Here is a 23612-nt window from a genome sequence, read left to right on the forward strand (position 1 = left end):
CATCACTAGCTTTCTTTATGTTGTAAATATGATTGTATATAAAAGAAAAATATTAATATATAATTTAGTAAAGCGTGTATTCATTTGGAGGTGATCATATGAAGAAAGAGTCACCGGAAGAAAAAAGAGAACGTATAAGGCAAATTGAATTGAAAAACAATCCTACCGGTTCTTTACATGATGGAATCAACAGAGCTGAAACGGGTAGTCCAGTTGATATGACGGGTGGTATGAATTGGAAAGGTACAGCGCTAGTAATTTTAGTGCTATTTTTAGCGTATAGTATATACACTTATTTTTTTAGTTAAGAAATGCATGCTAAAGCTTTGAATGATTTGCTTTTATAATTAGTGAGGATGAAAAAAACACGGTTATTGTACTACATATATATTAAGCAGATTATAGTTGTCCATATATCTATATTTATTTTTAATACCCAAAATAGAGCTAGCGTTATGCTGGTTCTATTTTTTTGCCACATTCCTGTAACAAAGCCCCTGTATATTCAGTGGTGGAGGTGCAGAAGATGAAAAAAATGATAGCAATATGTCTTCTTACAACGATGTCATTTTCGACTTTAGTCGGGTGTGATGTAAAAGGTAGTAATGCTGTACAAGAGTCTAAAATAAAGAAAGCGACGTATAAAGATTTTACTTACGATGTAAATCCAGAGACTTTCACGTTAACTGTAGAACATGATGGCGTAAAGGAACTGGCATCAAAGCCTTTTCCGAAAATGAAGGTGTCGAATGTAAAAAAAGATAAGGATCATACATCTTGGGAATATCCAGATCAAAAAGTAAAAGTGAATCTAGAGAAGAAAAAAGATCACCTAAACATTGAAGTGGAATCGACTGGTGCAGAAAGCTTTACTTGGCCGAAAGTACAAGCTGAAAATTATACACTTCCGTTATGGGAAGGGAAACAAATTCCGAGTAATGATGAAAATTGGAAGAAGTTTTTAAAGGATGATGCATATTCATTTGCTGAATCATTTTCTATGCAGTTTTTCGCGTTAAATGGTTCGAAATATTCGATTGTATATATTGCGAACAATATGTTTAATAATGAATTGAAATTTCATTCGGATCCGAAAATAGGATTTGATTTTACACATGAATTCCCGAGCATAAATAAAAATAAAACATATGGATTTCAAATATATGTGACAAATAATGATGCAGTCAGTATTGCTAAATTGTATAAGGATTATATTATTGAAAAAGGTGAATTTAAAACATTACAAGAAAAGGCTAGAAAAAATAAAGAAATCGAAAAGTTATATGGAGCGGCGCATTTTTATTTTTGGAATCAAAATGGTTTATCAGAAAGTAATGTAAATTGGCCAAAATTAAGAGAGCAAATAAATAGTCCGCTGTTTAGCCATATAAAAGAACTTATTCAAAAGAATAGTTCAGAGCCTGGGGAACTGAATGTATTAGATCAAGTAAGTAAACAAGATTTCATTGATAAGTATCAAAAAAATGTTATTTTACGTTATATAAACGAAGTATTATCAATGAAGGAATTTTATAAAGAGGATATATTTCCGAAAGTTGATCAGGAAGCTAGTGTGTTATTAAAGAAAGGTCTAGATCACTTATCGAAGACAGAGCTGTATAGCTTAAATAAACATTTATTAAAGTCAGTATTCGGTGATGCGGTTGAAGAAGTAAGTAAATGGGGTAACGCAGATGGAACAGATATTATAAAGGAAATGAAAGAAGCAGGAATAGACAATGCATGGATTGGGTTACCAAACTGGGAACAAGGGTATATGCAGCCTGATTTCGTGACAGAAGCTAAGAAAATGGGTTATTTAGTTGGTCCGTATGATTCTTACCATTCTATTCACGAAAAAGCTGATAAAAATTGGAATACAGCTTCTTTTACTGATCCATCGTTATATGAAGAGGCAACTGTGACGAAGAAAAATGGAGAAAAGGTGCAAGGGTTTTTAGGTAGAGGGCGAAAATTAAATCCCACTTTATCTCTTCCTAGTGTAAAGGAACGAATGAACGATATATTACAAAATGGACCTAAATACAATTCATGGTTTATTGATTGTGATGCAACAGGTGAAATTTATGATGACTATTCGGCTAAACATATAACGACACAAGAACAAGATGTAAAAGCAAGACTGCAACGAATGGATTATATTGCGCAAGAAAAAGGTATGGTAGTTGGCTCTGAGGGTGGAAATGATTTTGCAAGTAGCACGATAGCATTTGCTCACGGCATTGAAACGCCTGTTATTAAATGGGACGATGAAGATATGAGGAAAAATAAAATAAGTCCGTATTATGTAGGCGGATATTGGTCACCGAATCAAAATGTTCCAGAAAAATATGCAAAACAAGTACCGTTAAAAGAAGAGTATAAACAAGTGTATTTAAATCCAGTATATTCAGTACCATTATATAAATTAGTATACAATGATTCTGTAATTACAACGCATCACTGGGAATGGGGAAGTTTGAAAGTAAAAGATGAGGTAGGAAACCGTATGTTATATGAATTATTGTATAACGTTCCTCCGTTGTACCATTTAGATAAAGTAGAGTGGAATAAGCATAAACAAGAAATTACGCAGCATCTGAAAGTTTGGAATGAAGTTCATGAAAAGGCAGTAAAAGAAGAAATGACGAACTTTGCATATTTGTCAGAAGATAAGTTAGTACAATCAGCTTCGTATGGAAAAAATATTAAAATTATTGTGAATTTCTCAAATGAAGATAAGGAAATAGAAAAGACGAAAATAAAAGCAAAATCAGCTTTCATTGTTAATAATGGAAAGCAAATTATGTATACACCAAACGAATAAAATTATAATATATAAATTTTATTATAATTTTATATAAATAGTGACTTGCCAAAAATAAGCACGAGAGTATAATGTGAAATGGAGTACCTATTGGATTCGCTCAGTAACCTTACAAAATTGTAAGGTAATTGAAAGGAAATTCAATATGAAGGTTAATAGACTTGCATTATAATTGGGAAAGAGAAAGAGAGGCGAATGGATATGAGCTCTGAATTAGAACAGAATACGAGAAGCAGTAAAAAACGTTCTAAAAGAAAGTCAATAAAATGGTTCATTTTAATTCCATTTTTCCTACTTATTTTTGGTGGAGTAGGATATGGATCGTTAATATATAATAAAGCAAAAGCAGTTGTAAGTGATGCGTATGCAAAAATTGATAAGTCATCGAAGCGTGATAAAGAAGTCGAACCTTTAAAGGATAACATTTCAATTCTAATCATGGGTGTTGATGGTAGTGAAATGAGAAAAAGTCAATACGGAGAAGCTGTTCGAACAGATGCACTTTTATTAGCAACAATTAATAAAGATGATAAATCTGTTAAATTAGTAAGTATTCCGCGTGATTCACGTGTATATATTCCATCTAGAAAGAAATTAGATAAAATTACACATGCACACGTATTTGGTGGTGTTGAAAGTACACGCGATACGGTGGAAAGATTTTTAAATGTTCCTGTTGATTATTATGTGAAGTTTAACTTTGAATCATTCGTACAAATTGTCGATTCACTTGGTGGGATTGATATTGATGTACCAGTTACTTTCACAGAACAAGATAGTAAAGACCAAGCTGGTATGATTCATTTAGAAAAAGGGTATCAACATTTAAATGGAGAACAAGCACTTGCGCTTGCAAGAACGCGTAAAATTGACAGTGATGCAATGCGTGGTCAAAGACAACAACTTGTAATTGAAGCAATTGCAAAAAAAGCGATGTCTGTTCAATCAATTAGCAAAATGGGCTCTTTACTTGATGCAGTTGATAAAAATATGAAAACGAACTTAACTTTCGATGATATGCTTGCTATTACGAAAAATATGGCAGGATCTAATTTGGAAATGGAAAAAATGCAAGTAGAAGGTACGGATAAACGTATCGGCGGTATTTATTATTACATTCCAAATGAACAAAATGTGAAAGACATTTCGAATAAATTGAATCAGCATCTAGGTGTAACACCAAAATCAGTTCGAAATGAATAATAAAAAAGATTGGCTTTTGCCAATCTTTTTTTATCGGAGTCGATTTGTAACTTTTCTGTAACGATTTTTTATTTTAGAAAAATTATACTCATATGTATGAGAATATTGGAGAAGCAAAAAGTAAAAAGAAATAATTAAAATCTGTAATAAGGAAAGATATTATATGCAGAAATGGATAGGCATTATGGGAATCATTTTTATATTGACTGGATGTAAAATGTCTGAAGCTCCAACAAATTTAATGGAAGCTCCTGCTAATGAAAAATGGATTAGTGAACTAAAAGAGCAAATAGATAAAGATTTGCCTGTTAATTATCGATTGCTTACTCCAATGTCTAATAAAGATAAACAGATGATTTGGTCAATGGATTTTAAACAAGATAATAAGAAAGAAGCTATCATATTTTATAAATTGCCGAATGCAGATCATAGTGTATATTTAGCTGTATACGAAATAAACGAGAATGGTTGCAAAATGAAGTCCACACATAAATTTGATGGTGGAGATGTAGATATTGTTGAAGTTGGTGATTTTACAGGGAACGGGAAACGAGAGTTGTTAATTGGAATCTCTGTAGACCGTGAATCGTTAAAACATGTTATGTATGTTTTTTCGGAAGAAAATGAAGATATGAGGGAAATATATAATCGAAATTATACGAAGTTATTCATAGACGATCTAAATCAAAATGGACTGAAAGATTTAAGTCTTGTTACGTATGAAAAAGATGAGAAGTTGACAGTGGAGTTCATTGAACAATTTAAGACTTTATCTGAAGCGTCATTCGATCCATTTATAAATAGCATTCAAAGAATACAAATGGGACGTATTTCTAAGACATTAAAGGCCATTGTCATTGATGCAGGAACTGGGGCTCATTCAGGGATAACTTACGTAGCGAAATTTGATAAGGGTCATTATGAGAAACTACCTATAGATGGAAAAGAAGATTTATTCAATGAATATGTTGTAGAAAGTAAAGATGTTAATGAAGATGGCATTATTGAATTTGTTCGCACTGTACGTCCAAAAGGTTGGGAAGATAAATCACATGGTGATAGTCCACTCTTTGAACGTTACATACAGTGGAGTGAATCGGGAATTAAACCAATTGAAGAAAGATATATCGATATAGAAAAAGGATATTATGTGAAAATTCCTAAAGAGTTAATAGGAAAAATTACGATACCAGATGAGCAAAAGGAATCAAATTCTCAAAAGTTTTTGGAGACAAGTACAAATGAAACATGGCTTGAAGTTCATATATTTAAGCGGAAAGAATGGTTCGAAATAAAAGGATACAGCGCAGCAGTTAAAACAGCTTCTCACGTATATGCTGTACCGAAACAACCACATTTTGAAAAAGTAAAAGCATATGTAAAGCCGCTAGCAGATTATCAACAAGAGTAGGGAGGTGGAAATGATGCCAACAATTTTAGTTTTAGAAGATGAAATGCCTATTCGTAGTTTTATCGTCTTAAATTTGAAACGTGCTGGATTTTATGTATTAGAAGCAAGTACTGGAGAAGAGGCGTTACAGATTTTATGTGAACATACTGTTGATGTAGCATTGCTTGATGTAATGTTACCGGGAATGGATGGTTTTCAAGTTTGTAAAACGATCCGCGAAGAAAATAAAAAAATAGGAATTATTATGTTAACCGCGCGCGTACAAAATGAAGATAAGGTACAAGGGTTAGGAATTGGTGCAGATGATTATATCGCAAAGCCGTTTAGTCCAGTGGAACTAACTGCACGTATACAATCGTTACTAAGAAGAATAGAAGTACATGATGAAAAAGCGAATACTATCACATCTGGTCCGTTTTCTTTAAATATAATAGAAGAAAGATTATATAAAAATGGACAACTAGTCGAATTAACCCCAACAGAGTATATGATATTACAGTATTTAATGAACCAGGCTTCAAAGCCGGTTTCACGTGATGAAATTTTAAATATGATTTGGGGAACGAATTATGTAGGTGAGACGAAAGTAGTAGATGTAAATATGAGGCGGTTACGTCAAAAGATAGAATGTAATCCATCAGACCCTGAATTTATTCTTACTGTTTGGGGAAAAGGATATGTGTGGAAGGAAAGTATAAGATGAAAAGAAAAGTGACTTTATATTTTATGACGGTCATTATACTTATGCTTGTATTATTTGAAGTCGTATTTTCAGTCTCCGTTTATCGATATTATTATAACGGTATTGTGCAATATATAGAATCTCATGCGAAGACAAGTACACGATTTTTCTCTGAATACAATTCATTATACTTTATTCGTTTGCAAGAATATAGTGGGGATATAATTGAGAGCTTTCAGTTAGAAGGAACCGAATTACAATTAATTGATCGACATGGTACGATTATACAATCGTCAAATGGACAAAAGGTAGAAGGTAAAGTAGTTATTCCGTATTCGTTATTAGAAGGAGAAATGTACCATCAAGTGACTACTACGAAAGATAAAGTGAAACAATTAGAAGTACTTAGTCCACTGATTCATCAAGGACAAACGATCGGTGTTTTAAAATATACGACTGTATTAACACATGTAAATGCCAAGATTATTGAAATTATTATGTTTACTATTTCTGTAGGTATCATTATTTCAGGAATTGTATTCTTAATCAGTAGACGATTAGCGAATTCATTTGTTAAACCGATCGAATCTATAATTCATGCTTCTTCCCAAATTGCAGAGGGTACATTAAAGAAGAAAATTAAAGAAGATTATCCTGGTGAATTAGGTGAGTTAGCACATAGTTTAAATCATATGTCTCATAAAATAGAAAAAGCGGAACAGATGAAAAATGAATTTATTGCTTCTATTTCTCATGAAATACGAACGCCTTTAACTGGAATTAAAGGTTGGAGTGAGACGTTAAAAACGGTAGATCATTTAACGGAAGAAGAAATAAAGCAAGGCATGGGAATTATTTCAGGTGAGACAGACAGATTAATTCATTTAGTAGAAGAATTGCTAGATTTTTCAAGATTGCAATCAAATCATTTTAATTTATATAAACAAAAGGTGCAATTATACGATATACTAGAGGAGACGATTTGGCAATTAACTCCTAATGCTGAAGAGAAGCAAATGCAGTTCATCAAAACTATAGAACGAATTGAATTAATAGGAGATCGAAATAGGCTAAAGCAAATTTTCTTGAATATTGTTCAAAATGCCATTAAATATTCACATAAAAATGGTAAAGTATATATTGAAGCGACTAAAAGTGAAGGACAAGCAGTGATAAAGGTGAAAGACGAAGGGATTGGAATTGCTAAAGAGCATTTACCATATATAGAACAGTCATTTTACCAGATTAATAATTATGCTACAGGTGCGGGTCTTGGTTTAGCCATCGTTAAAAAAATGGTGGAGCTTCATGGAGGTACAATAAATATTATAAGTAAAGAAGGAATAGGAACGACCATTTTGATAAAACTCCCATTATAATACATATAAAGTCTGTTTATATAGTGTAATAAAATAAATAGATGTATAATTATATTGGGTGATTTATATATAAGATTAATAGGGAGAGGAATTCGATAGAATGGAAAAAGCTTTTAAAATTAAACGAGTAGTATTCGTTTTAATAGCGATTGCAGCAGTAGCCATTGGGTATTTCATGTTTCAATCCATTACTTCACCAGCAAAGGCTGTTGCAAAACAAGAAAATGTAGTACAACTCGCAAGTGAACAACCAAAAGTAGAAATGAATAAAACGGCACCAAGTCGTTTTAATGGCAAGGAAAGAAAAGTTGCTTATCTTACATTTGATGATGGCCCAGGGAAATATACGGCTGAATTATTAAATACGTTAAAACAACATGATGCGAAGGCGACATTCTTTTTAATTGGAGCGAATGTAAAGGAGTTTCCAGATTTAGTGAAACGTGAAAATGCAGAAGGTCATTATGTAGGAATGCATAGTATGACGCATAATTTTGCAAAGTTATATAAAAATGGCGAGTATGTAAATGAGATGAAAGAAGATCAAAGCTTAATCGCCAATATTATTGGGAAATCACCTAAATTAACACGTCCACCATACGGTTCAATGCCTGGATTAAATGAAAGTCTTCGAAATAAAGTGGTAGAAGGCGGCTTTAAAGTATGGGATTGGACAATTGATTCATTAGACTGGAAATATAACAAAATGCAAGTTGATGCAGCTGCAGCACAAATTGCTCAAAATGTATTAACAAATGCAACAAAACCACAAGAAGTCATTTTAATGCATGACATTCATCCGCAATCAGTTGCTGCTGTGCCAGCAATTTTAAAAGGGTTAAAAGAAAAGGGTTATGAGTTTGAAGCTTATCATGAAGAGAGTCACTTCCCAGTGAATTTCTGGCATGATAACCGTATGTAATGGAGGAATGAACGTTGAAGTATGGAAAAATAGCAGTAGTTGGAGCACTATCAGTAGGACTATTAACAGGTTGTTTCGGTGAAAAACCAGAAGAAAACCTATATACAGCTTTTGAAACAGCGGCGACACAAGAGAAATCATTAGTTGATGAAGCGAAAAAATTAGAGAAGTTAGAGAAGGAAGGCCAAGAACTATATTCTCAAATTTTACAAGAAGGTAAAGATCATAATGACGCTGTTATGAAGAAAATAGAACAAGCTACTGTAAATGTAGATGATCGTGAAAAAGCATTGAAAAATGAGAAAGAAATGCTAGAAAAAGCTCAGAAAGAAACAAAATCTGTTCAAGGAAATATAGAGAAGCTTGAAGATAAAAAGTTACAAAAACAAGCGAAAGCAGTAGAAGAGTCGTATAAAAACCGTTATGATGCATTCCAAAAGATGAATGAAAATTATACGAAGGCGCTAGCGACTGAAAAAGAACTGTATGAAAAATTAAAAGTAAAAGAAACGAAATTAAAAGAGATTGGTGAAAAAGTTAAGGCTGTTAATGAATTAACTGTGGAAGCACAAAAATCAAAAGAGCAATTTAACAATTTTACAAAAGAGTATAATGACAGTAAATTAGCATTCTACAAAGATGCAGAGATTAAGATTAAAGATCAGAAATAAAGAAGAGTCTTAAGCGTAATAAAAAGCCGGAGAAACATCGTCACAAATGTTTTTTCGGTTTTTTACGTTAAATGAATAGAAAAGACTGGAATTGATATCATAAAAGAGTTATAGTGAATTATTCTAAGGGAAACATTGTTAAGTAAGGAGACTGGAAATATGTCATATGAATTTTTACTCAAATTAGGTTTAGCACTCTTTTTAGGATTATTCATCGGGATAGATAGGCAACTAAAGAATAAACCACTTGGTGTGAAAACAAGTATGGTTATTTCTGTAGCAAGTTGTTTAATTACGATGGTCTCAATTGAATCCGTAAATGTATATTCTGTTCCAGGGCATACAAATATGGATCCAATGCGTCTAGCTGCTCAAATTGTGAGTGGAATTGGTTTTCTTGGGGCAGGTGTTATTTTACGAAGAAGTAATGATGTTATTTCTGGATTAACGACCGCCTCTATGGTGTGGGCTGCTTCAGCTTTAGGTATTGCGATTGGAGCAGGATTTTATTTACAAGCGACGGTTGCTATGATTTTAATTATTTTAGCAATTAATGTACTTCCGCAACTTGTGAAAATTGCAGGACCATATTCATTAAGACAAAAGGATCTATCTATAAAAATTACTGTTAAAGAGCATCATGAGTTAGATGGCATATTTAAGCAAATTAAAAATTTAGGTATGCATGTGAAACGAGTGAAGATTAAAGATATAGATAGTGGAGCATTTCAGCAATTGGAAATGGTTATTTTAGCTCCAGAAGATTTATATACAACTGAGTTATATAGCTCACTAAAAGAGATAGATCGTGTTGTTTCAGTTGAAGTGGAAAGTAGATAATTGTAAGAAAAAAGAGTGAAGCGAATTCACTCTTTTTTTTGGATTTTTAAGGAAGTAAATTGATATAATGATGAGTAAACGAGGGGGAAAAATGATGGAGATACATATTAGAAGAGCGATAAAAGATGATATACCAGGTATAGCGAAGGTCCACGCTGATAGTTGGAAAACAACATATAAAGGCATATTCCCTAACGAGATTTTAGAAAATATAACATATGAGCAACGGGAAAAACAATGGGAAAACATTTTTCAACAAGAAGGTAATTATCAATTTAGATTTGTAGCAGCGACGTTAAATGGAGAAATAGTTGGATTCATCGATGGAGGAGTAGAAAGAACTGGTACATATAATTGTGATGGAGAATTATATGCGATTTACCTATTACAAGAGTATCAAGGAATGAAAATAGGACAAAAGTTATTTCAAGCTTTATTATCGGATTGTAAAAACAATGATATGCAATCACTATTAGTTTGGGTCGTTACGAATAATCCTTCTAAAAAGTTTTATGAAAAATTTAATCCAGAAAAAATGGATACGAAATTTTTAGAGAGAGTACAGGTGGAAGAGACAGCGTATTGTTGGAGAGATTTGAATTTGTTATACAAACAGTTATACAGATAAGTTAAAATAATATTATTATGTAAACAAAAAGTGGAGAAAGGTATACCTTTCTCCACTTTTTGATAGATTTATAAAAATAGTAGCTAAATAGTTTGAAAACAAGAATTTATTTTAGTGTATTTTTAACTAGATTAAAGAAAAGAAAGAAAAAAATAAAAATTACATTTCATAAAAAAATTCTGAAATATACTATTGAATTGAATATCATTATCAATTAGAATCATAATTGATAACGATATTCAATTATCGTTTGTTATATAAAATTTCGATAGCTTTAATATAAAGAGGAGGACAAGTATGCAGCATGCGAAACAAATCGCAGAACATGCAACATTACAAAGCTTTTTAAACTGTTATTTAAGAGAAACAGGGAGTGGAGAATGGATTACAGAGAATGAAAGAATTGAAAGTATGTTCGGTAATACATTGAATAGAGATACAGTCCCCACATATTTATGCTGTCGGTTATCGGCACAAAACATTACTTTGTATGGAGAAGTTATATATAAATCACCAACAGATCGCCATTTGTTTGGAGAACAATTTTATTACCAAATGGGAGATAGTAATTCTGTTATGAAAGCAGATTACGTTACAGTTATAACATTCGTAATAAAAGAGATGTCTATCAACTACGGAGAAGGGACGAACCCTGCTGAACTTATGCTTCGAGTTATTCGTAGTTGTCAAAATATTGAGGAATTTACGAAAGAGAGAATAGAAGATACATCTGCATTATACGGTGTCCATACATCCTTTATAGAAGCGGAACAATCGTTATTATTTGGACATTTAACTCATCCAACTCCAAAGAGTAGACAAGGTATTTTGGAATGGAAAAGTGCAATGTATTCTCCAGAATTAAAAGGAGAATGTCAGCTTCATTATTTTCGGGCACATAAAAGTATAGTGAATGAAAAATCATTATTATTAGATTCTACAACAGTAATTTTAAAAGAAGAGTTACGTAATGATGAAATGGTTAGTAAGGAATTTATATCGAAGTATTGTAATGAAGATGAATATTCATTACTTCCAATTCATCCGCTTCAGGCAGAATGGTTATTACACCAATCTTACGTCCAGGATTGGATAGCGCAAGGGGTACTTGAATATATCGGTCCTGCCGGTAAGTGTTATATGGCAACATCATCACTTAGGACGTTATATCATCCCGACTCAAAGTACATGCTTAAGTTTTCATTTCCGGTAAAAGTAACAAATTCAATGCGCATTAATAAATTGAAGGAACTTGAGAGTGGTCTTGAAGGGAAGGAAATGTTAAATACGGCTATTGGTGAAGTGTTAGAAAAGTTTCCTGGCTTTTATTTTATTTGCGATCCAGCCTTTATTACATTAAATTATGGAACACAAGAATCTGGATTTGAAGTGATTATTCGAGAGAATCCTTTTTATAGCGAACATGCCAATGATGCTACATTAATTGCTGGGCTAGTTCAAGATGCTATACCTGGAGAACGTACTCGGCTATCAAATATTATTCACCGCTTAGCAGATTTAGAAAGTAGAAGCTGTGAAGAAGTAAGTTTAGAGTGGTTTAGACGATATATGAATATTTCTTTAAAACCGATGGTATGGATGTATTTACAGTATGGTATTGCATTAGAAGCTCATCAGCAAAATAGCGTTGTTCAGCTAAAGGATGGTTATCCGGTCAAATATTATTTCCGTGATAATCAAGGTTTTTATTTCTGTAATTCAATGAAAGAGATGCTGAATAATGAGTTAGCTGGTATTGGAGAACGTACAGGAAATTTATATGATGACTATATTGTAGATGAAAGATTTCGTTACTACTTAATTTTTAATCATATGTTTGGACTCATTAATGGATTTGGTACAGCTGGATTAATTAGGGAGGAAATTCTTCTCAAGGAATTAAGATCTGTACTTGAATCCTACCTTCCTTATAATCGTGAACCTTCTACATTTTTAAGAGAACTGTTGGACGAAGATAAGTTGGCATGTAAAGCTAATTTATTAACGAGATTTTTCGATGTTGACGAGTTAAGTAATCCTTTAGAACAAGCAATTTACGTACAGGTACAGAATCCGCTCGTTAGAGAAGTGGCTGTTCGTTCATAAATAACGTTAAAATTTCACGTAATACAAATAATGGTATTTATCGCGAGGTAGAGGGGGTTATGAGAATGGACATGTATCATACGAAAATATTGAAAGCGCTTGAGTCAGAAGATTACATTTCAGTACGAAGAAGAGTGTTACGTCAATTAGTAGAGTCGTTAATTTATGAGGCGATCATTACGCCAGTTCGTATAGAAAAAGAAGAACAAATTCTTTTTCTTATACAAGGACTTGATGAGGACAACGAAATTGTCACGTACGAATGTTACGGAAGAGAACGAATGACATTTGGACGCATCTCTATAGATTCATTAATAGTAAGAGTTCAAGAGGAAAAACAAGAAGTACAATCAGTTTCGCAATTTTTGGAAGAAGTTTTTCGGGTTGTTAACGTAGAACAAACGAAATTAGATTCTTTTATTCACGAATTAGAACAAACGATATTTAAAGACACGATTGCACAATATGAAAGAAATAATAAGGAAGAATACATTCAAAAATCTTACGATGAGTTTGAAAGTCATTTAATAGATGGTCATCCCTATCATCCTAGTTATAAAGCGCGCATTGGGTTTCAATATCGTGACAATTTTCAATATGGATATGAATTTATGAGGCCAATAAAATTTATATGGATTGCAGCGCATAAAAAATATGCGACTGTAGGTTATGGAAATGAAGTGATTTATGACAAAATTTTAAAAGGCGAAGTAGGCGAGCGTAAATTAAAAGCGTATAAGGAACGAATTTACAGCGCGGGATGTAATCCAAAACAGTACATGTTTATACCTGTTCATCCTTGGCAGTGGGAAAATTTTATCATTCCTAATTACGCTGATCATATACAAGATAAAAATATTATTTATTTAGGGGAATCAGCAGACGATTATTGTGCGCAACAGTCGATGAGAACGTTAAGAAATGTTACAAATCCAAAGAGACCATATGTAAAGTTATCGCTGAACATACTTAACACTTCAACACTCCGTACGCTGAAACCATATTCAGTTGCGAGTGCACCAGCTATATCGAATTGGTTAAGTGATGTCATAAGTCAGGATACTTATTTAAGGGATGAATTACGTGTAATTTTGCTAAAGGAATTTTCGAGTGTAACGTATGATACGAATAAAAAAGTCACATATGGCTCAATAGGGTGTATTTGGCGTGAAAGTGTTCATCATTATTTAGATGAGCAAGAAGATGCAGTTCCTTTTAACGGATTATATGCAAAAGAGAAGGACGGGACACCAGTTATTGATGCATGGTTAAACAAATATGGGATAGAAAATTGGCTACGATTACTTATTCAAAAAGCGATAATACCAGTTATACATCTTGTTGTAGAGCATGGGATCGCATTAGAATCACACGGTCAAAATATGATTTTAGCTCATAAAGAAGGACTACCTGTCCGTATTGCATTAAAGGATTTCCATGAAGGACTTGAGTTTTATCGTCCATTCTTAAAAGAAATGAATAAATGTCCGGACTTTACTAAAATGCATAAAACGTATGCAAATGGAAAAATAAATGATTTCTTTGAAATGGATCGTATCGAATGTTTACAAGAGATGGTACTAGATGCACTGTTCTTATTTAATGTAGGAGAATTAGCTTTCGTACTTGCGGATGAATATGAATGGAAAGAAGAAATTTTTTGGATGATAGTGGTTGAGGAAATTGAAAATCATTTTAGAAAATATCCATACTTGAAAGGTAGGTTTGAAAGTATTCAACTATACAATCCTACATTCAATGCTGAGCAATTAACGAAGCGCCGATTATATAGGGATGTGGAATCGCTTGTTCACGAAGTTCCAAATCCATTGTATAGAGCAAAGCAACTTATGGAACAAAAATCAGTTGTTACAGGGGGAAATTATGCTAATCATTAATAAAGAAGAGTATAGCAAAAGTGATTTTGATTCGAGATTACAAGGTTATGAGGAAATGGAACAATTTCAAGAAGCAGCAGGAAATAGATTTGCGCTTTGTCTGAAAAATCCATTCGATATTATTACGCTTGTGTTTTACTTAAAAGAAAAGAAATCGTCAGTGTTACTTATACATGAAGATACGCCAAAAGAAACGGCTATTGAAATGGCGAAGCGTGCAAATTGTATCGGAATTTTATATGGAGAAAATAGCGATTTTACGAAATTAGAAGTGGTGAATTTTTTAGCAGAAGAGCCTTCTTTATTGCAATATAGTTCTGGAACTACGGGAGAACCGAAACTGATTCGTAGAGCATGGACAGAAGTGGATACAGAAATTACTGCTTATAATGAGGCTTTAAACTGTGAAGTAGATGAAGTGCCGATTGTTATGGCTCCTGTTTCACATTCATACGGACTCATATGTGGTACGTTATCTGCAATTACGAGGGGAAGCAAACCTATCGTCATTACGAATAAAAACCCTAAATTCGCATTAAATATAGTTCGCAATACAGAAAAACATATCATATATGCAGTACCACTTATGCTACATATTATGGGAAGTTTCCCGCAAGGAACGTTTCAGTTTCATAAAATTATGACATCTGGAGCGCCTTTGCCAGAAGCATTGTTTTATAAACTAAAAGAAATGACAACATATATGATGCAGCAATACGGTTGTTCTGAAGCAGGTTGTATTAGTATATGCCATGATATGAAAAGCCATTTAGATTTAGGAAACCCTCTACCTCATGCGAGTATAAGCATCAGTTCAGATGAAAATGTACCGGAAGAAATCGTAGTGAAAATCAATGATAAGGAAATTTTCACGAAAGATTTAGGGTATAAATCTGAGCGTGGCATTCATTTTATGGGGCGTATGGATGATGTAATTAACGTTTCAGGATTAAAAGTGTTTCCTATAGAGGTAGAAGAAACGATGCTTCGATTGGAAGGTGTGCAAGAGGCAATTGTATATCGAGGTAAACATCCTGTGATGGGCGAAGTTGTTAAAGCGAAAGTAATCTCTCATATTGATCCAGTTCAAATAAGAGAATGGTGTATGCAGCATTTACCATCTTATAAAGTTCCGCATGAGATTGAAAGTGTAACTGAAATTCCGAAAAATAAAACTGGAAAAGTAAGTAGAAAGTTACTAGAGATGGGAGAGGTTGCAACATGAGGCGGGAAGCGTTAAAGGATGCTGTATTAAAAATTATGACAGAAAAAATGGAACTGAAAAATGTAACGCATTTAGAAGAAACGATGCGTTTAAACCAAGATTTATATATTGATTCGGTAATGATGTTACAACTCATAGTTTACATAGAAATGGATGTAATGCTATGCGTTCCAGAGGATGAGGTAGACCCAAAAGCATTTCTTACCGTAGGATCTTTGCTTGATTTTATGGAAGAGTTACAGCCGTTACAGGACATAAATGTGAATAACTAACCTTTAGGAAAGTGGATGAGAGTATGACATCAATTAAAGTACATTGTTTAGTGAGTTGTTTTTGTGAAATTATAAAAAGGCGTAGCGACATAGATTTTCGTCCCTTTTATTTTGGACTATGGGACGGCGATTTTGATATAACAGAAGGCGGCATTATTTCGTATCATTCGGAAAATATTAACCATGATCATTATTTAGTATGGTACGAAAAGTTGTACGGTATGAAAGTAAACGAATGGTATAATCATGCAAAAGATAAAGATAGCAATGTAGAAACGTTTTTACAATTAGTAGAAAATAAGCCAGAGAATCGCTATGTCATTGTAATGGTTGATATGTCTCTATTACCAGAAAGGGAAAATAAATTTCATCAAAAACCGTTTCCACATTATTTAATGATATCGAAGACAGAGAAAGAAGAAGAGTGGTTCATGCTAGATCCCGATTTTCGCTGGGAAGGGAATATGGAAAGAGAAAAAGTACTTCACTCTGTTCAAGATACCCCATTTGGTGGAGGGTATTTCATTGATGTAGAAGAAATTCGGGAGCCAACAGCAGAAATGGTAGCACGTTATTTCATAGAAACTTTCAAAAGAGACGATAATGAACTGACTATGGAGCTGAAAAACTTAATTATAAAAATGGCAAATGAAGAAGAAGGGTATTCACTTTCTGGTCTTGTAGCGGCAGTAAAACAAATACCAGTACTTGCAATTCGTAAATATAGTTATGAACATGCCTTTGCATACTTCCGTGAAACGTTGCAATATTCGGAGCAAGAATTTGATTATTGGTGTGATCGGGTAGAGGATATTGTACAAGGATTTACAAATGTACAGTATCGTGCAATTAAAATGGCAATGACGAAAAATAAAGGTATGTTATTATCAATTGTTGAAAAGCTGGATGAAATGAATGCAATTGAACTGCAAATTAAGGAAGAATTAGAGAAACAATTTTTATCATGGAAAGAAATGAAATCAAACGAGTCTGTCTTAGTATTTTAAAAAGCTAACTGAATTTAAGATAAGGGAGTTCAAACCTATGAAATATTCACTATGTACCATTTCATTTCGCCATCAATTAATTTCATTTACTGATATTGTTCAATTTGCATACGAAAACGGTTTTGAAGGAATTGAATTGTGGGGGACTCATGCGCAAAATTTGTATATGCAAGAGTATGAAACAACAGAACGAGAATTGAATTGTTTAAAGGATAAAACCTTGGAAATTACGATGATAAGTGATTACTTAGACATATCATTATCAGCAGATTTTGAAAAAACGATAGAGAAATGTGAACAACTTGCAATACTAGCTAATTGGTTTAAAACGAACAAAATTCGTACGTTTGCTGGACAAAAAGGTAGTGAGGATTTCTCGGAACAGGAGAGAAAGGAGTATGTGAATCGTATTCGCATGATTTGTGATTTATTTGCTCAGCATAATATGTATGTACTTTTAGAAACACATCCAAATACGTTAACGGATACGTTGCCTTCTACTTTGGAACTATTAGGCGAAGTAAATCATCCGAATTTGAAAATAAATCTTGATTTTCTTCATATATGGGAGTCTGGAGCAAAGCCAATAGACAGCTTTCATCAACTAAAGCCATGGATACAACATTACCATTTTAAGAATATATCGTCAGCAGATTATTTACATGTGTTTGAACCGAGTAATGTATATGCAGCAGCGGGAAGTCGTACTGGTATGGTTCCATTATTTGAAGGTATCGTAAATTATGATGAGATTATTCAGGAAGTGAGAGATACTGAGCATTTCGCTTCACTTGAATGGTTTGGAAATAATACGAAAGATATATTAAAAGAAGAAATGAAAGTATTAACAAATAGAAATTTAGAAGTAGTAACCTCTTAATATAAAATGATGTAAGAGTCTCTCATTGTAGAGACTCTTTTTTAAAAATATAAATAACCAAAAATTACCATGTATTTAAATTGAAATTTAACACAATTTATATATAAATAAGGAGGTGATTGGTAATGGCTAGAAATCGTAATTCTAATCAATTAGCATCACATGGAGCACAAGCGGCTTTAGATCAAATGAAATATGAAATTGCACAAGAGTTTGGTGTACAACTTGGCGCTGACACTTCTTCACGTGCAAACGGTTCTGTAGGCGGTGAAATCACTAAACGCCTAGTAGCGATGGCAGAACAACAACTTGGTGGCGGATATACTCGCTAATTGTAGAAGGTTATAGGAGAAAGGAAGGATTCTTCCTTTCTTTTTTTTTCAATTAATTGGTATGAATATATTGCGAACTGGATTCAAAGAATAGAAATAATACTATATTTCCCCCAATTTCTTTTGTTGTAAATGGGAAGTAGTAAAGATGTAATAGCCCTGGTGGAATGAAAAATTACGTTCCAGCAGGGCTATTATATGGTAAGAAATATATGATGAAAGGTTTCGAAGCCAACATGTTAAAAAAAGAAAACTGTTGTTTAATTGCGCTTGCATCAGTTCCGCTTGTTATGACATTAGGGAATTCAATGCTCATCCCAATCTTGCCGACTATTGAAAAGAAATTACATATTTCATCGTTTCAAGTATCCATGATTATTACAATTTACTCTATCGTAGCCATTCTACTTATACCGATTGCTGGTTATTTATCAGATAGATGGGGACGAAAGATGGTAATGGTTCCGAGTTTGCTGATTGCGGCTATAGGAGGAGCGATAACTGGTTGGGTATCTTGGAAAGTGGATAATCCCTACACTTGGATATTGATTGGTAGAGCGATTCAAGGTATTGGTGCTGCTGGTGCAATGCCAGTTGTTATACCGTGTGTTGGTGATTTATACAAGGATGAAAAACAAGTTAGTACAGGTTTAGGAATCATAGAAACATCCAATACATTTGGGAAAGTTCTGAGCCCTATTTTAGGGTCTGCTCTTGCTGCCGTTGTATGGTTCTTACCCTTTTGGGCGATTCCAGTTTTATGCGTAGTATCAATTGTTTTATTACTTGTTCTAGTAAAGGCAAAGAAACAAGAGGGAGAAGTACCACCACTTAAAGAGTTTATAAAATCAATTCTTACTACGTTTCGTGAAAAAGGAAGATGGTTAATTGCCATTTTTGCATTAGGTGCAATTATTATGCTTATTTTATTCGGAATTCTCTTTTATTTGTCAACTATACTGGAATCAAAGTATGACATTCATGGTATATGGAAAGGGTGTGTGCTTGCGATCCCATTACTTGTACTGTCAATTAGTTCCTATATGGCTGGTAAAAAAATTGGAGATAATCAAAATGTGATGAAGAAATGTATTTATATTGGTTTTTTAATGGCAGCTGTATCAGTCATTATTCCTTTATTTATAAAAGGGATTTATTTACTACTTCTTTGTCTCGTTATTATGGGGATAGGAATTGGTATGGCGCTCCCATGTTTAGATGCTTTAATTACACAAGGAATTGAAAAGGAGCAAAGGGGAACGGTTACGTCATTTTATAGTTCAATGCGATTTATCGGTGTAGCAGCTGGACCACCTCTATATTCTTTTTTCATGAAAGGTGCTGACCATGAAGTATTTTATTTAACAAGTATATTCGCTGGGATCGGTGCTGCTATAGCGATCATTTGGATCAAACCAGCAAAAGATGCAAAGACGGTAAAACAGAAACCGGAACCTACTTCATAATTTGTAAGAGAATTGCATGATGCTTTCAGTAACATGCAATTCTCTTTCGTTCATTAGGAATAAATAACTTGTTTTAACATATAAAGCGCGACCCCCCATATGATGAGACCAGAAAATTTATTTAATAATACGATTGTCTTTCCGGTTGAGTCTAGCCTTTTTAAAAATTTCCCCGCTAAAGCTAAGCAAATAAACCAAATCCAAGAAACAATAATAGTAGCAACTGTAAAAGCCCATTTTTCACTTCCTATGTATTGAATCGAATTTGTTCCAATTACACCGATTGTATCTAAAATTGCATGTGGATTTAATAATGAAACCGATGCAGCGAAAAGTATTTGTTTTTTTACTGGCATGCTTATTTCTTGTTTTATATCGTTGGAAGGGTTACTTCTCCAAATAACCAACCCCATATATAGGAGAAAGAAAAAGCCAATCATATATAACGTGTTAGTTAGCCAAGAAAAAGTAAGTAGTACAAGGGAGACACCCTGCACTGCAATTAATATGAGTAACGTATCGCATATAGAGGCAGTTAATACTACAGGAGCTGCTCTCCAAATGTTTGGTTGGCTCGCACCTTGGTTAAAGACGAAAACATTTTGGACGCCTAATGGAATAATAAGACCAAATGCAAGAATGATACCATGAATAATTGCTTCACCCATCATATTACCTCCTATTTAAATTCATTATGATAGTGTATATTGTATAGAAGAAATGAAAATTTGTATCCATCCATACGGTTGGGGAGGTTGCCAACCAAAAAGAATGTAAGGTGATATGATGGAAAGATTCGTTTGGAAACAAAATACGTCTCTAGCGACTCCTTTGTATAAACAAATAGAAACGTATATAAAAGAAAAAATCGTTAATGGAGAATGGACTGTTGGAACGAAATTACCTTCACAAAGAGATTTGGCACATACATTTGGTGTGAATCGAAGTACGATTGTAATGGCTTTTGATGAACTAGTCGCAAAGGGATACATTGAAGGGAATGGCAGGAAAGGAACAATTGTTGTAAATAATAATGAGAATGCTTCAACATACGCACCCCCGCCTAATTGGCAGTCTTATGTAGAAACAGGAATTCATTATCCGAATCTGCCTGCTATTCAAGAGATTAATCAAGCTGAGTTTTATCCGCATGTAATTCGTTTAGGAACAGGTGAGCTCGCGCCAAGTCTTTTACCTGAAAAAAAGATGAAAGTAGTAATGAATAAGCTTTTAAAATCAAACGTGATACTTGGGTATGAACAGCCAAAAGGTAATCTTAATTTAAGGAAGCAAATTGCGGACTATTTAAAAGGACATGGTATATATGTATCTCCTGACTCTATATTGATTGTTTCAGGAGCAATTCAAGCGCTTCAACTTATTTCTATTGGGCTTCTTCCGAAAGGAGCGTCAATTTTATTAGAAAAACCATCATATTTATACTCTCTCAATGTTTTTCAATCAGCAGGAATACGTTTAATTGGAATGCCATTGGATGAGAGTGGGCTAGATGTGTCATATATTGCGAAATATAAGAAGCAATTTAATGCTTCTATTTTATATACAATCCCTTCTTTTCATAATCCAACGAATTTTAGTATGGATACGAAGAAGCGGACAGAAGTGATGGAGGTATGCAATGAGATTGGATTGCCTATTATAGAGGACGCAGTGTATCAAGACTTATGGTTTGATGCTCCTATTTCGAAACCTTTAAAAGCATATGATAAAAATGGGATCGTACTACATATTGGAAGTATGTCTAAAGTAATTAGTCCAGGATTAAGAATTGGATGGATTGTTGGATCTGAGCCAGTCATTCAAAGATTGGCAGACATAAAAATGCAAACAGATTATGGATCGAGTTCTATATCGCAGCAAATTGCCGCCGAGTGGTTTAAAGATGGATTGTATGAAGAACATTTACAGTTTGTAAGAGGTGAGCTTACAAAACGTAGGGACTTTATGGTGAGTATGTTAAAGAAGTATTGTAGTGAAATAGCAACATGGTATGAACCGACAGGTGGTTTTTATATTTGGTTACATATGAATGTATCCGTTTCGAACCGTAGCTTATTTGACAAAGCTTTGAAAGAAAAGATTTTATTAAATCCAGGTACTTTGTATGATAGAAGTGCAAATCAATTTTTGCGCCTATCCTATTCATACGCAACGTTAGAAGAAATTGAAATAGGTATAAAAAAACTTGCACAATTAATAAAAAAGTAAGAGGAGAAAGTAATGAAACAATATGTAATTTGCCAAATTATCAATGGAGAAAAATATTTAGCTGCTTATGCGGAGACGAAGCAAGAGGCAATTGAAAAAGCAGAATTGTTAGGATTACGAACTGGAAATCGATACACAGTTATTACTGCAGAGGAAGCTGAAGGTTTAACGTATCCGTAACCAATGTATAATAAATTATACAGGAAGTAAATAAGCCTAGTAATATATATAATATTACTAGGCTTATTTTTTTTGAAAGCGTTACGTGTTCTCGTATGAAAAATAATAGTGTTATGAGTCAAGTTGACGGAAATAACGATTCGTTTTTCGGTCCTGATTTCCGTTTCTATATTTATCAATATATTGTCTGAAGTTCCACGATTGTAAAAACTTATTTGCGGCATTATAACCAGAATTGTAAAGCCAATCTTTCTCTTCCTTTGTTAACTCAAAGTTTGTACTAGTAATGGCCCCTGTTGGAATTGTAATTGTTCTTGCTTTAGATTCTTTGTCTAAATGACGTAAATCATGGGCTTGCATCATCGTTTTAAATAGTCCTTTGAACATGGAGATAGGCTCATTATAGTGGGCAGGATCAGCTTGGATCTCATCTTTTACGAAATGAAATCCAAAAGTCGGCCAGCGAGGAGAGGTAGGTGAGTCGAAAATCCAAATCGGATAATTGCTTAAAATCCCTCCATCAACCATATAACAAGGTTGCTTCCATTTAGGGGTTCTCCATTTTACTGGTTCAAAAAAGAAGGGGATTGTACTACTCATTCTTACAGCTTTAGCAATAGAGAAGCGATAATTTAAAAATCCGTAGTTCGGTAAGTCATCAGGAAAGATAACCATTTTACCATTACTTATATCAGAAGCAATAATTTTAAGCTTGTTTAGATCAGGTAAATCTGTAAATAAGTGAACTCCTTTTTTTCGAAGTAATTCTTCAATCCATTCTTCGATAAAAATATTAGAGTAAATACCAAGAGTAGTCCATGCGCTTAATCCTTTTCCGATAAATGGGATTCTGTCAATAAAGGTTCTCTTCGTAAATTTATTATAATCAATATCTGTTATAATCGTTTTTAGCTCTGAGCAAGAGTATCCTGCTGCTAGGAGCGCAGCGATAATCGAACCAGCTGATGTTCCAGCTACACGTTCCCATTCATAGCCTTTTTCAGCTAACGCGCAAATTGCCCCTACATGCGCAATTCCGCGTACACCGCCTCCTTCAAAAACACCATCAATCTTCATAAATCATACTTCCTTTCACGTGAAAAATTTGAAAATGGAAAAAAAGCACGTATAGTACGTGCTTTTTTACAATAGTTTTTAAATTTACTAGCAGCCTACAAAGCCGCCCCAACAGCTAGCTCCGATGATGATTAGAAGGATAAATAAAACGATTAATAAAGCGAAACCTCCATAACCACATCCACCACAACTACCGCCGTAACCGTAACCGCCGCAACTATATCCGTAACCCATGTGGAATTCCTCCTTAAATTAAAAATAAAAATGAACGAGGGGAAAATGTACTGGAAGAAATAATGAACTATCGTGTTTGTAGGAACAATGTATACTATGCTTTTTTAAACTTGTTCGCGTATGGAGGAAGAGCCCGTTTTTTG

23 protein-coding genes are annotated in these 23612 nt (G+C 33.6%); 20 read left to right on the top strand and 3 right to left on the bottom strand.

Going from position 1 to position 23612, the window contains the following annotated elements; translation table 11 throughout:
* Positions 1 to 98: 98 nt before the first annotated feature.
* The 18 genes from AC2CGR_RS04915 (at position 99) to bcbE (ending at position 19749) form a co-directional block, all read left to right on the top strand.
* Positions 99 to 308 (top strand): DUF6366 family protein, encoded by a 210-nt coding sequence (locus tag AC2CGR_RS04915; RefSeq protein WP_087968184.1) that lies wholly within the window; start codon positions 99 to 101, stop codon positions 306 to 308.
* 218 nt (positions 309 to 526) lie between these two features.
* Positions 527 to 2827, top strand: a complete 2301-nt coding sequence (locus AC2CGR_RS04920; RefSeq protein WP_484480590.1) for a glycoside hydrolase — start codon at positions 527 to 529, stop codon at positions 2825 to 2827.
* A 201-nt stretch (positions 2828 to 3028) separates the two neighbouring features.
* Complete coding sequence (locus AC2CGR_RS04925; protein WP_087968231.1) at positions 3029 to 4030, top strand: LCP family protein; 1002 nt, start codon at positions 3029 to 3031, stop codon at positions 4028 to 4030.
* Between the two features lie 163 nt (positions 4031 to 4193).
* Complete coding sequence (locus tag AC2CGR_RS04930; protein ID WP_087968182.1) at positions 4194 to 5441, top strand: hypothetical protein; 1248 nt, start codon at positions 4194 to 4196, stop codon at positions 5439 to 5441.
* 13 nt (positions 5442 to 5454) lie between these two features.
* Complete coding sequence (locus AC2CGR_RS04935; protein ID WP_087968181.1) at positions 5455 to 6144, top strand: response regulator transcription factor; 690 nt, start codon at positions 5455 to 5457, stop codon at positions 6142 to 6144.
* On the top strand, positions 6141 to 7502 hold the full coding sequence (locus tag AC2CGR_RS04940) for a HAMP domain-containing sensor histidine kinase (RefSeq protein WP_087968180.1): 1362 nt from the start codon (positions 6141 to 6143) through the stop codon (positions 7500 to 7502). The genes AC2CGR_RS04935 and AC2CGR_RS04940 overlap by 4 nt, the downstream gene beginning before the upstream one ends.
* Positions 7503 to 7602: 100 nt before the next feature.
* Entirely contained in the window at positions 7603 to 8424 is an 822-nt protein-coding gene (locus tag AC2CGR_RS04945) for a peptidoglycan-N-acetylglucosamine deacetylase (protein WP_000409387.1), read from the top strand.
* A gap of 14 nt (positions 8425 to 8438) precedes the next feature.
* Complete coding sequence (locus tag AC2CGR_RS04950) at positions 8439 to 9095, top strand: YkyA family protein (protein ID WP_087968179.1); 657 nt, start codon at positions 8439 to 8441, stop codon at positions 9093 to 9095.
* A gap of 159 nt (positions 9096 to 9254) precedes the next feature.
* Positions 9255 to 9935: an MgtC/SapB family protein gene (locus tag AC2CGR_RS04955; RefSeq protein ID WP_029439384.1), complete on the top strand. Its 681-nt coding sequence runs from the start codon at positions 9255 to 9257 to the stop codon at positions 9933 to 9935.
* Between the two features lie 91 nt (positions 9936 to 10026).
* Positions 10027 to 10563, top strand: a complete 537-nt coding sequence (locus tag AC2CGR_RS04960) for a GNAT family N-acetyltransferase (RefSeq protein WP_087968178.1) — start codon at positions 10027 to 10029, stop codon at positions 10561 to 10563.
* A gap of 297 nt (positions 10564 to 10860) precedes the next feature.
* Entirely contained in the window at positions 10861 to 12669 is a 1809-nt protein-coding gene (asbA, locus tag AC2CGR_RS04965) for a petrobactin biosynthesis protein AsbA (RefSeq protein ID WP_484480591.1), read from the top strand.
* Between the two features lie 59 nt (positions 12670 to 12728).
* Positions 12729 to 14567 (top strand): IucA/IucC family protein, encoded by a 1839-nt coding sequence (locus AC2CGR_RS04970; protein ID WP_484480592.1) that lies wholly within the window; start codon positions 12729 to 12731, stop codon positions 14565 to 14567.
* Entirely contained in the window at positions 14554 to 15792 is a 1239-nt protein-coding gene (gene asbC / locus AC2CGR_RS04975) for a 3,4-dihydroxybenzoic acid-AMP ligase AsbC (RefSeq protein WP_087968175.1), read from the top strand. Before AC2CGR_RS04970 ends, asbC begins: the two co-directional genes overlap by 14 nt.
* Positions 15789 to 16064, top strand: a complete 276-nt coding sequence (asbD, locus tag AC2CGR_RS04980) for a petrobactin biosynthesis protein AsbD (RefSeq protein ID WP_087968174.1) — start codon at positions 15789 to 15791, stop codon at positions 16062 to 16064. The genes asbC and asbD overlap by 4 nt, the downstream gene beginning before the upstream one ends.
* 23 nt (positions 16065 to 16087) lie before the next feature.
* The gene (gene asbE / locus AC2CGR_RS04985) at positions 16088 to 17071 is read left to right on the top strand and encodes a petrobactin biosynthesis protein AsbE (protein ID WP_484480593.1); all 984 of its coding nucleotides are present in this window, start codon (positions 16088 to 16090) and stop codon (positions 17069 to 17071) included.
* A 37-nt stretch (positions 17072 to 17108) separates the two neighbouring features.
* A complete protein-coding gene (asbF, locus tag AC2CGR_RS04990; RefSeq protein WP_029439390.1) occupies positions 17109 to 17951 on the top strand; it encodes a petrobactin biosynthesis 3-dehydroshikimate dehydratase AsbF in 843 nt (280 codons plus the stop codon).
* A 125-nt stretch (positions 17952 to 18076) separates the two neighbouring features.
* Complete coding sequence (locus AC2CGR_RS04995; RefSeq protein WP_000113545.1) at positions 18077 to 18283, top strand: alpha/beta-type small acid-soluble spore protein; 207 nt, start codon at positions 18077 to 18079, stop codon at positions 18281 to 18283.
* Between the two features lie 236 nt (positions 18284 to 18519).
* A complete protein-coding gene (gene bcbE, locus AC2CGR_RS05000; protein WP_131102727.1) occupies positions 18520 to 19749 on the top strand; it encodes a bacillibactin exporter BcbE in 1230 nt (409 codons plus the stop codon).
* Positions 19750 to 19802: 53 nt separating this feature from the next.
* On the opposite strand, the gene AC2CGR_RS05005 is transcribed toward bcbE, so the two are convergent.
* Positions 19803 to 20417 (bottom strand): LysE/ArgO family amino acid transporter, encoded by a 615-nt coding sequence (locus tag AC2CGR_RS05005; RefSeq protein ID WP_087968171.1) that lies wholly within the window; start codon positions 20415 to 20417, stop codon positions 19803 to 19805.
* A 118-nt stretch (positions 20418 to 20535) separates the two neighbouring features.
* Here AC2CGR_RS05005 and AC2CGR_RS05010 point away from each other — a divergent pair, with 118 nt between their 5' ends.
* Entirely contained in the window at positions 20536 to 21978 is a 1443-nt protein-coding gene (locus tag AC2CGR_RS05010) for an aminotransferase-like domain-containing protein (RefSeq protein ID WP_087968230.1), read from the top strand.
* 12 nt (positions 21979 to 21990) lie between these two features.
* A complete protein-coding gene (locus tag AC2CGR_RS05015) occupies positions 21991 to 22158 on the top strand; it encodes a DUF3933 family protein (protein ID WP_000816383.1) in 168 nt (55 codons plus the stop codon).
* A 111-nt stretch (positions 22159 to 22269) separates the two neighbouring features.
* Here AC2CGR_RS05015 and AC2CGR_RS05020 read toward each other — a convergent pair whose 3' ends face one another.
* Entirely contained in the window at positions 22270 to 23235 is a 966-nt protein-coding gene (locus AC2CGR_RS05020) for a patatin-like phospholipase family protein (protein ID WP_087968170.1), read from the bottom strand.
* Between the two features lie 87 nt (positions 23236 to 23322).
* Entirely contained in the window at positions 23323 to 23469 is a 147-nt protein-coding gene (locus tag AC2CGR_RS05025) for a YjcZ family sporulation protein (protein ID WP_000540425.1), read from the bottom strand.
* Between the last annotated feature and the right edge of the window lie 143 nt (positions 23470 to 23612).

Source organism: Bacillus sp. LSHTCR4 (assembly GCF_057197025.1).

Coding starts and splice junctions, on each gene's coding strand:
- AC2CGR_RS04995 (WP_000113545.1), top strand. CDS start 18,077: ATGGCTAGAAATCGTAATTCTAATCAATTAGCATCACATGGAGCACAA.
- AC2CGR_RS04915 (WP_087968184.1), top strand. CDS start 99: ATGAAGAAAGAGTCACCGGAAGAAAAAAGAGAACGTATAAGGCAAATT.
- AC2CGR_RS04960 (WP_087968178.1), top strand. CDS start 10,027: ATGATGGAGATACATATTAGAAGAGCGATAAAAGATGATATACCAGGT.
- AC2CGR_RS04935 (WP_087968181.1), top strand. CDS start 5,455: ATGCCAACAATTTTAGTTTTAGAAGATGAAATGCCTATTCGTAGTTTT.
- AC2CGR_RS05005 (WP_087968171.1), bottom strand. CDS start 20,417: ATGGGTGAAGCAATTATTCATGGTATCATTCTTGCATTTGGTCTTATT.
- AC2CGR_RS04920 (WP_484480590.1), top strand. CDS start 527: ATGAAAAAAATGATAGCAATATGTCTTCTTACAACGATGTCATTTTCG.
- AC2CGR_RS04940 (WP_087968180.1), top strand. CDS start 6,141: ATGAAAAGAAAAGTGACTTTATATTTTATGACGGTCATTATACTTATG.
- AC2CGR_RS04930 (WP_087968182.1), top strand. CDS start 4,194: ATGCAGAAATGGATAGGCATTATGGGAATCATTTTTATATTGACTGGA.
- AC2CGR_RS05010 (WP_087968230.1), top strand. CDS start 20,536: ATGGAAAGATTCGTTTGGAAACAAAATACGTCTCTAGCGACTCCTTTG.
- asbE (WP_484480593.1), top strand. CDS start 16,088: ATGACATCAATTAAAGTACATTGTTTAGTGAGTTGTTTTTGTGAAATT.
- asbA (WP_484480591.1), top strand. CDS start 10,861: ATGCAGCATGCGAAACAAATCGCAGAACATGCAACATTACAAAGCTTT.
- AC2CGR_RS05025 (WP_000540425.1), bottom strand. CDS start 23,469: ATGGGTTACGGATATAGTTGCGGCGGTTACGGTTACGGCGGTAGTTGT.
- AC2CGR_RS04925 (WP_087968231.1), top strand. CDS start 3,029: ATGAGCTCTGAATTAGAACAGAATACGAGAAGCAGTAAAAAACGTTCT.
- asbC (WP_087968175.1), top strand. CDS start 14,554: ATGCTAATCATTAATAAAGAAGAGTATAGCAAAAGTGATTTTGATTCG.
- asbF (WP_029439390.1), top strand. CDS start 17,109: ATGAAATATTCACTATGTACCATTTCATTTCGCCATCAATTAATTTCA.
- AC2CGR_RS05015 (WP_000816383.1), top strand. CDS start 21,991: ATGAAACAATATGTAATTTGCCAAATTATCAATGGAGAAAAATATTTA.
- asbD (WP_087968174.1), top strand. CDS start 15,789: ATGAGGCGGGAAGCGTTAAAGGATGCTGTATTAAAAATTATGACAGAA.
- AC2CGR_RS04945 (WP_000409387.1), top strand. CDS start 7,603: ATGGAAAAAGCTTTTAAAATTAAACGAGTAGTATTCGTTTTAATAGCG.
- bcbE (WP_131102727.1), top strand. CDS start 18,520: ATGTTAAAAAAAGAAAACTGTTGTTTAATTGCGCTTGCATCAGTTCCG.
- AC2CGR_RS04955 (WP_029439384.1), top strand. CDS start 9,255: ATGTCATATGAATTTTTACTCAAATTAGGTTTAGCACTCTTTTTAGGA.
- AC2CGR_RS04970 (WP_484480592.1), top strand. CDS start 12,729: ATGAGAATGGACATGTATCATACGAAAATATTGAAAGCGCTTGAGTCA.
- AC2CGR_RS05020 (WP_087968170.1), bottom strand. CDS start 23,235: ATGAAGATTGATGGTGTTTTTGAAGGAGGCGGTGTACGCGGAATTGCG.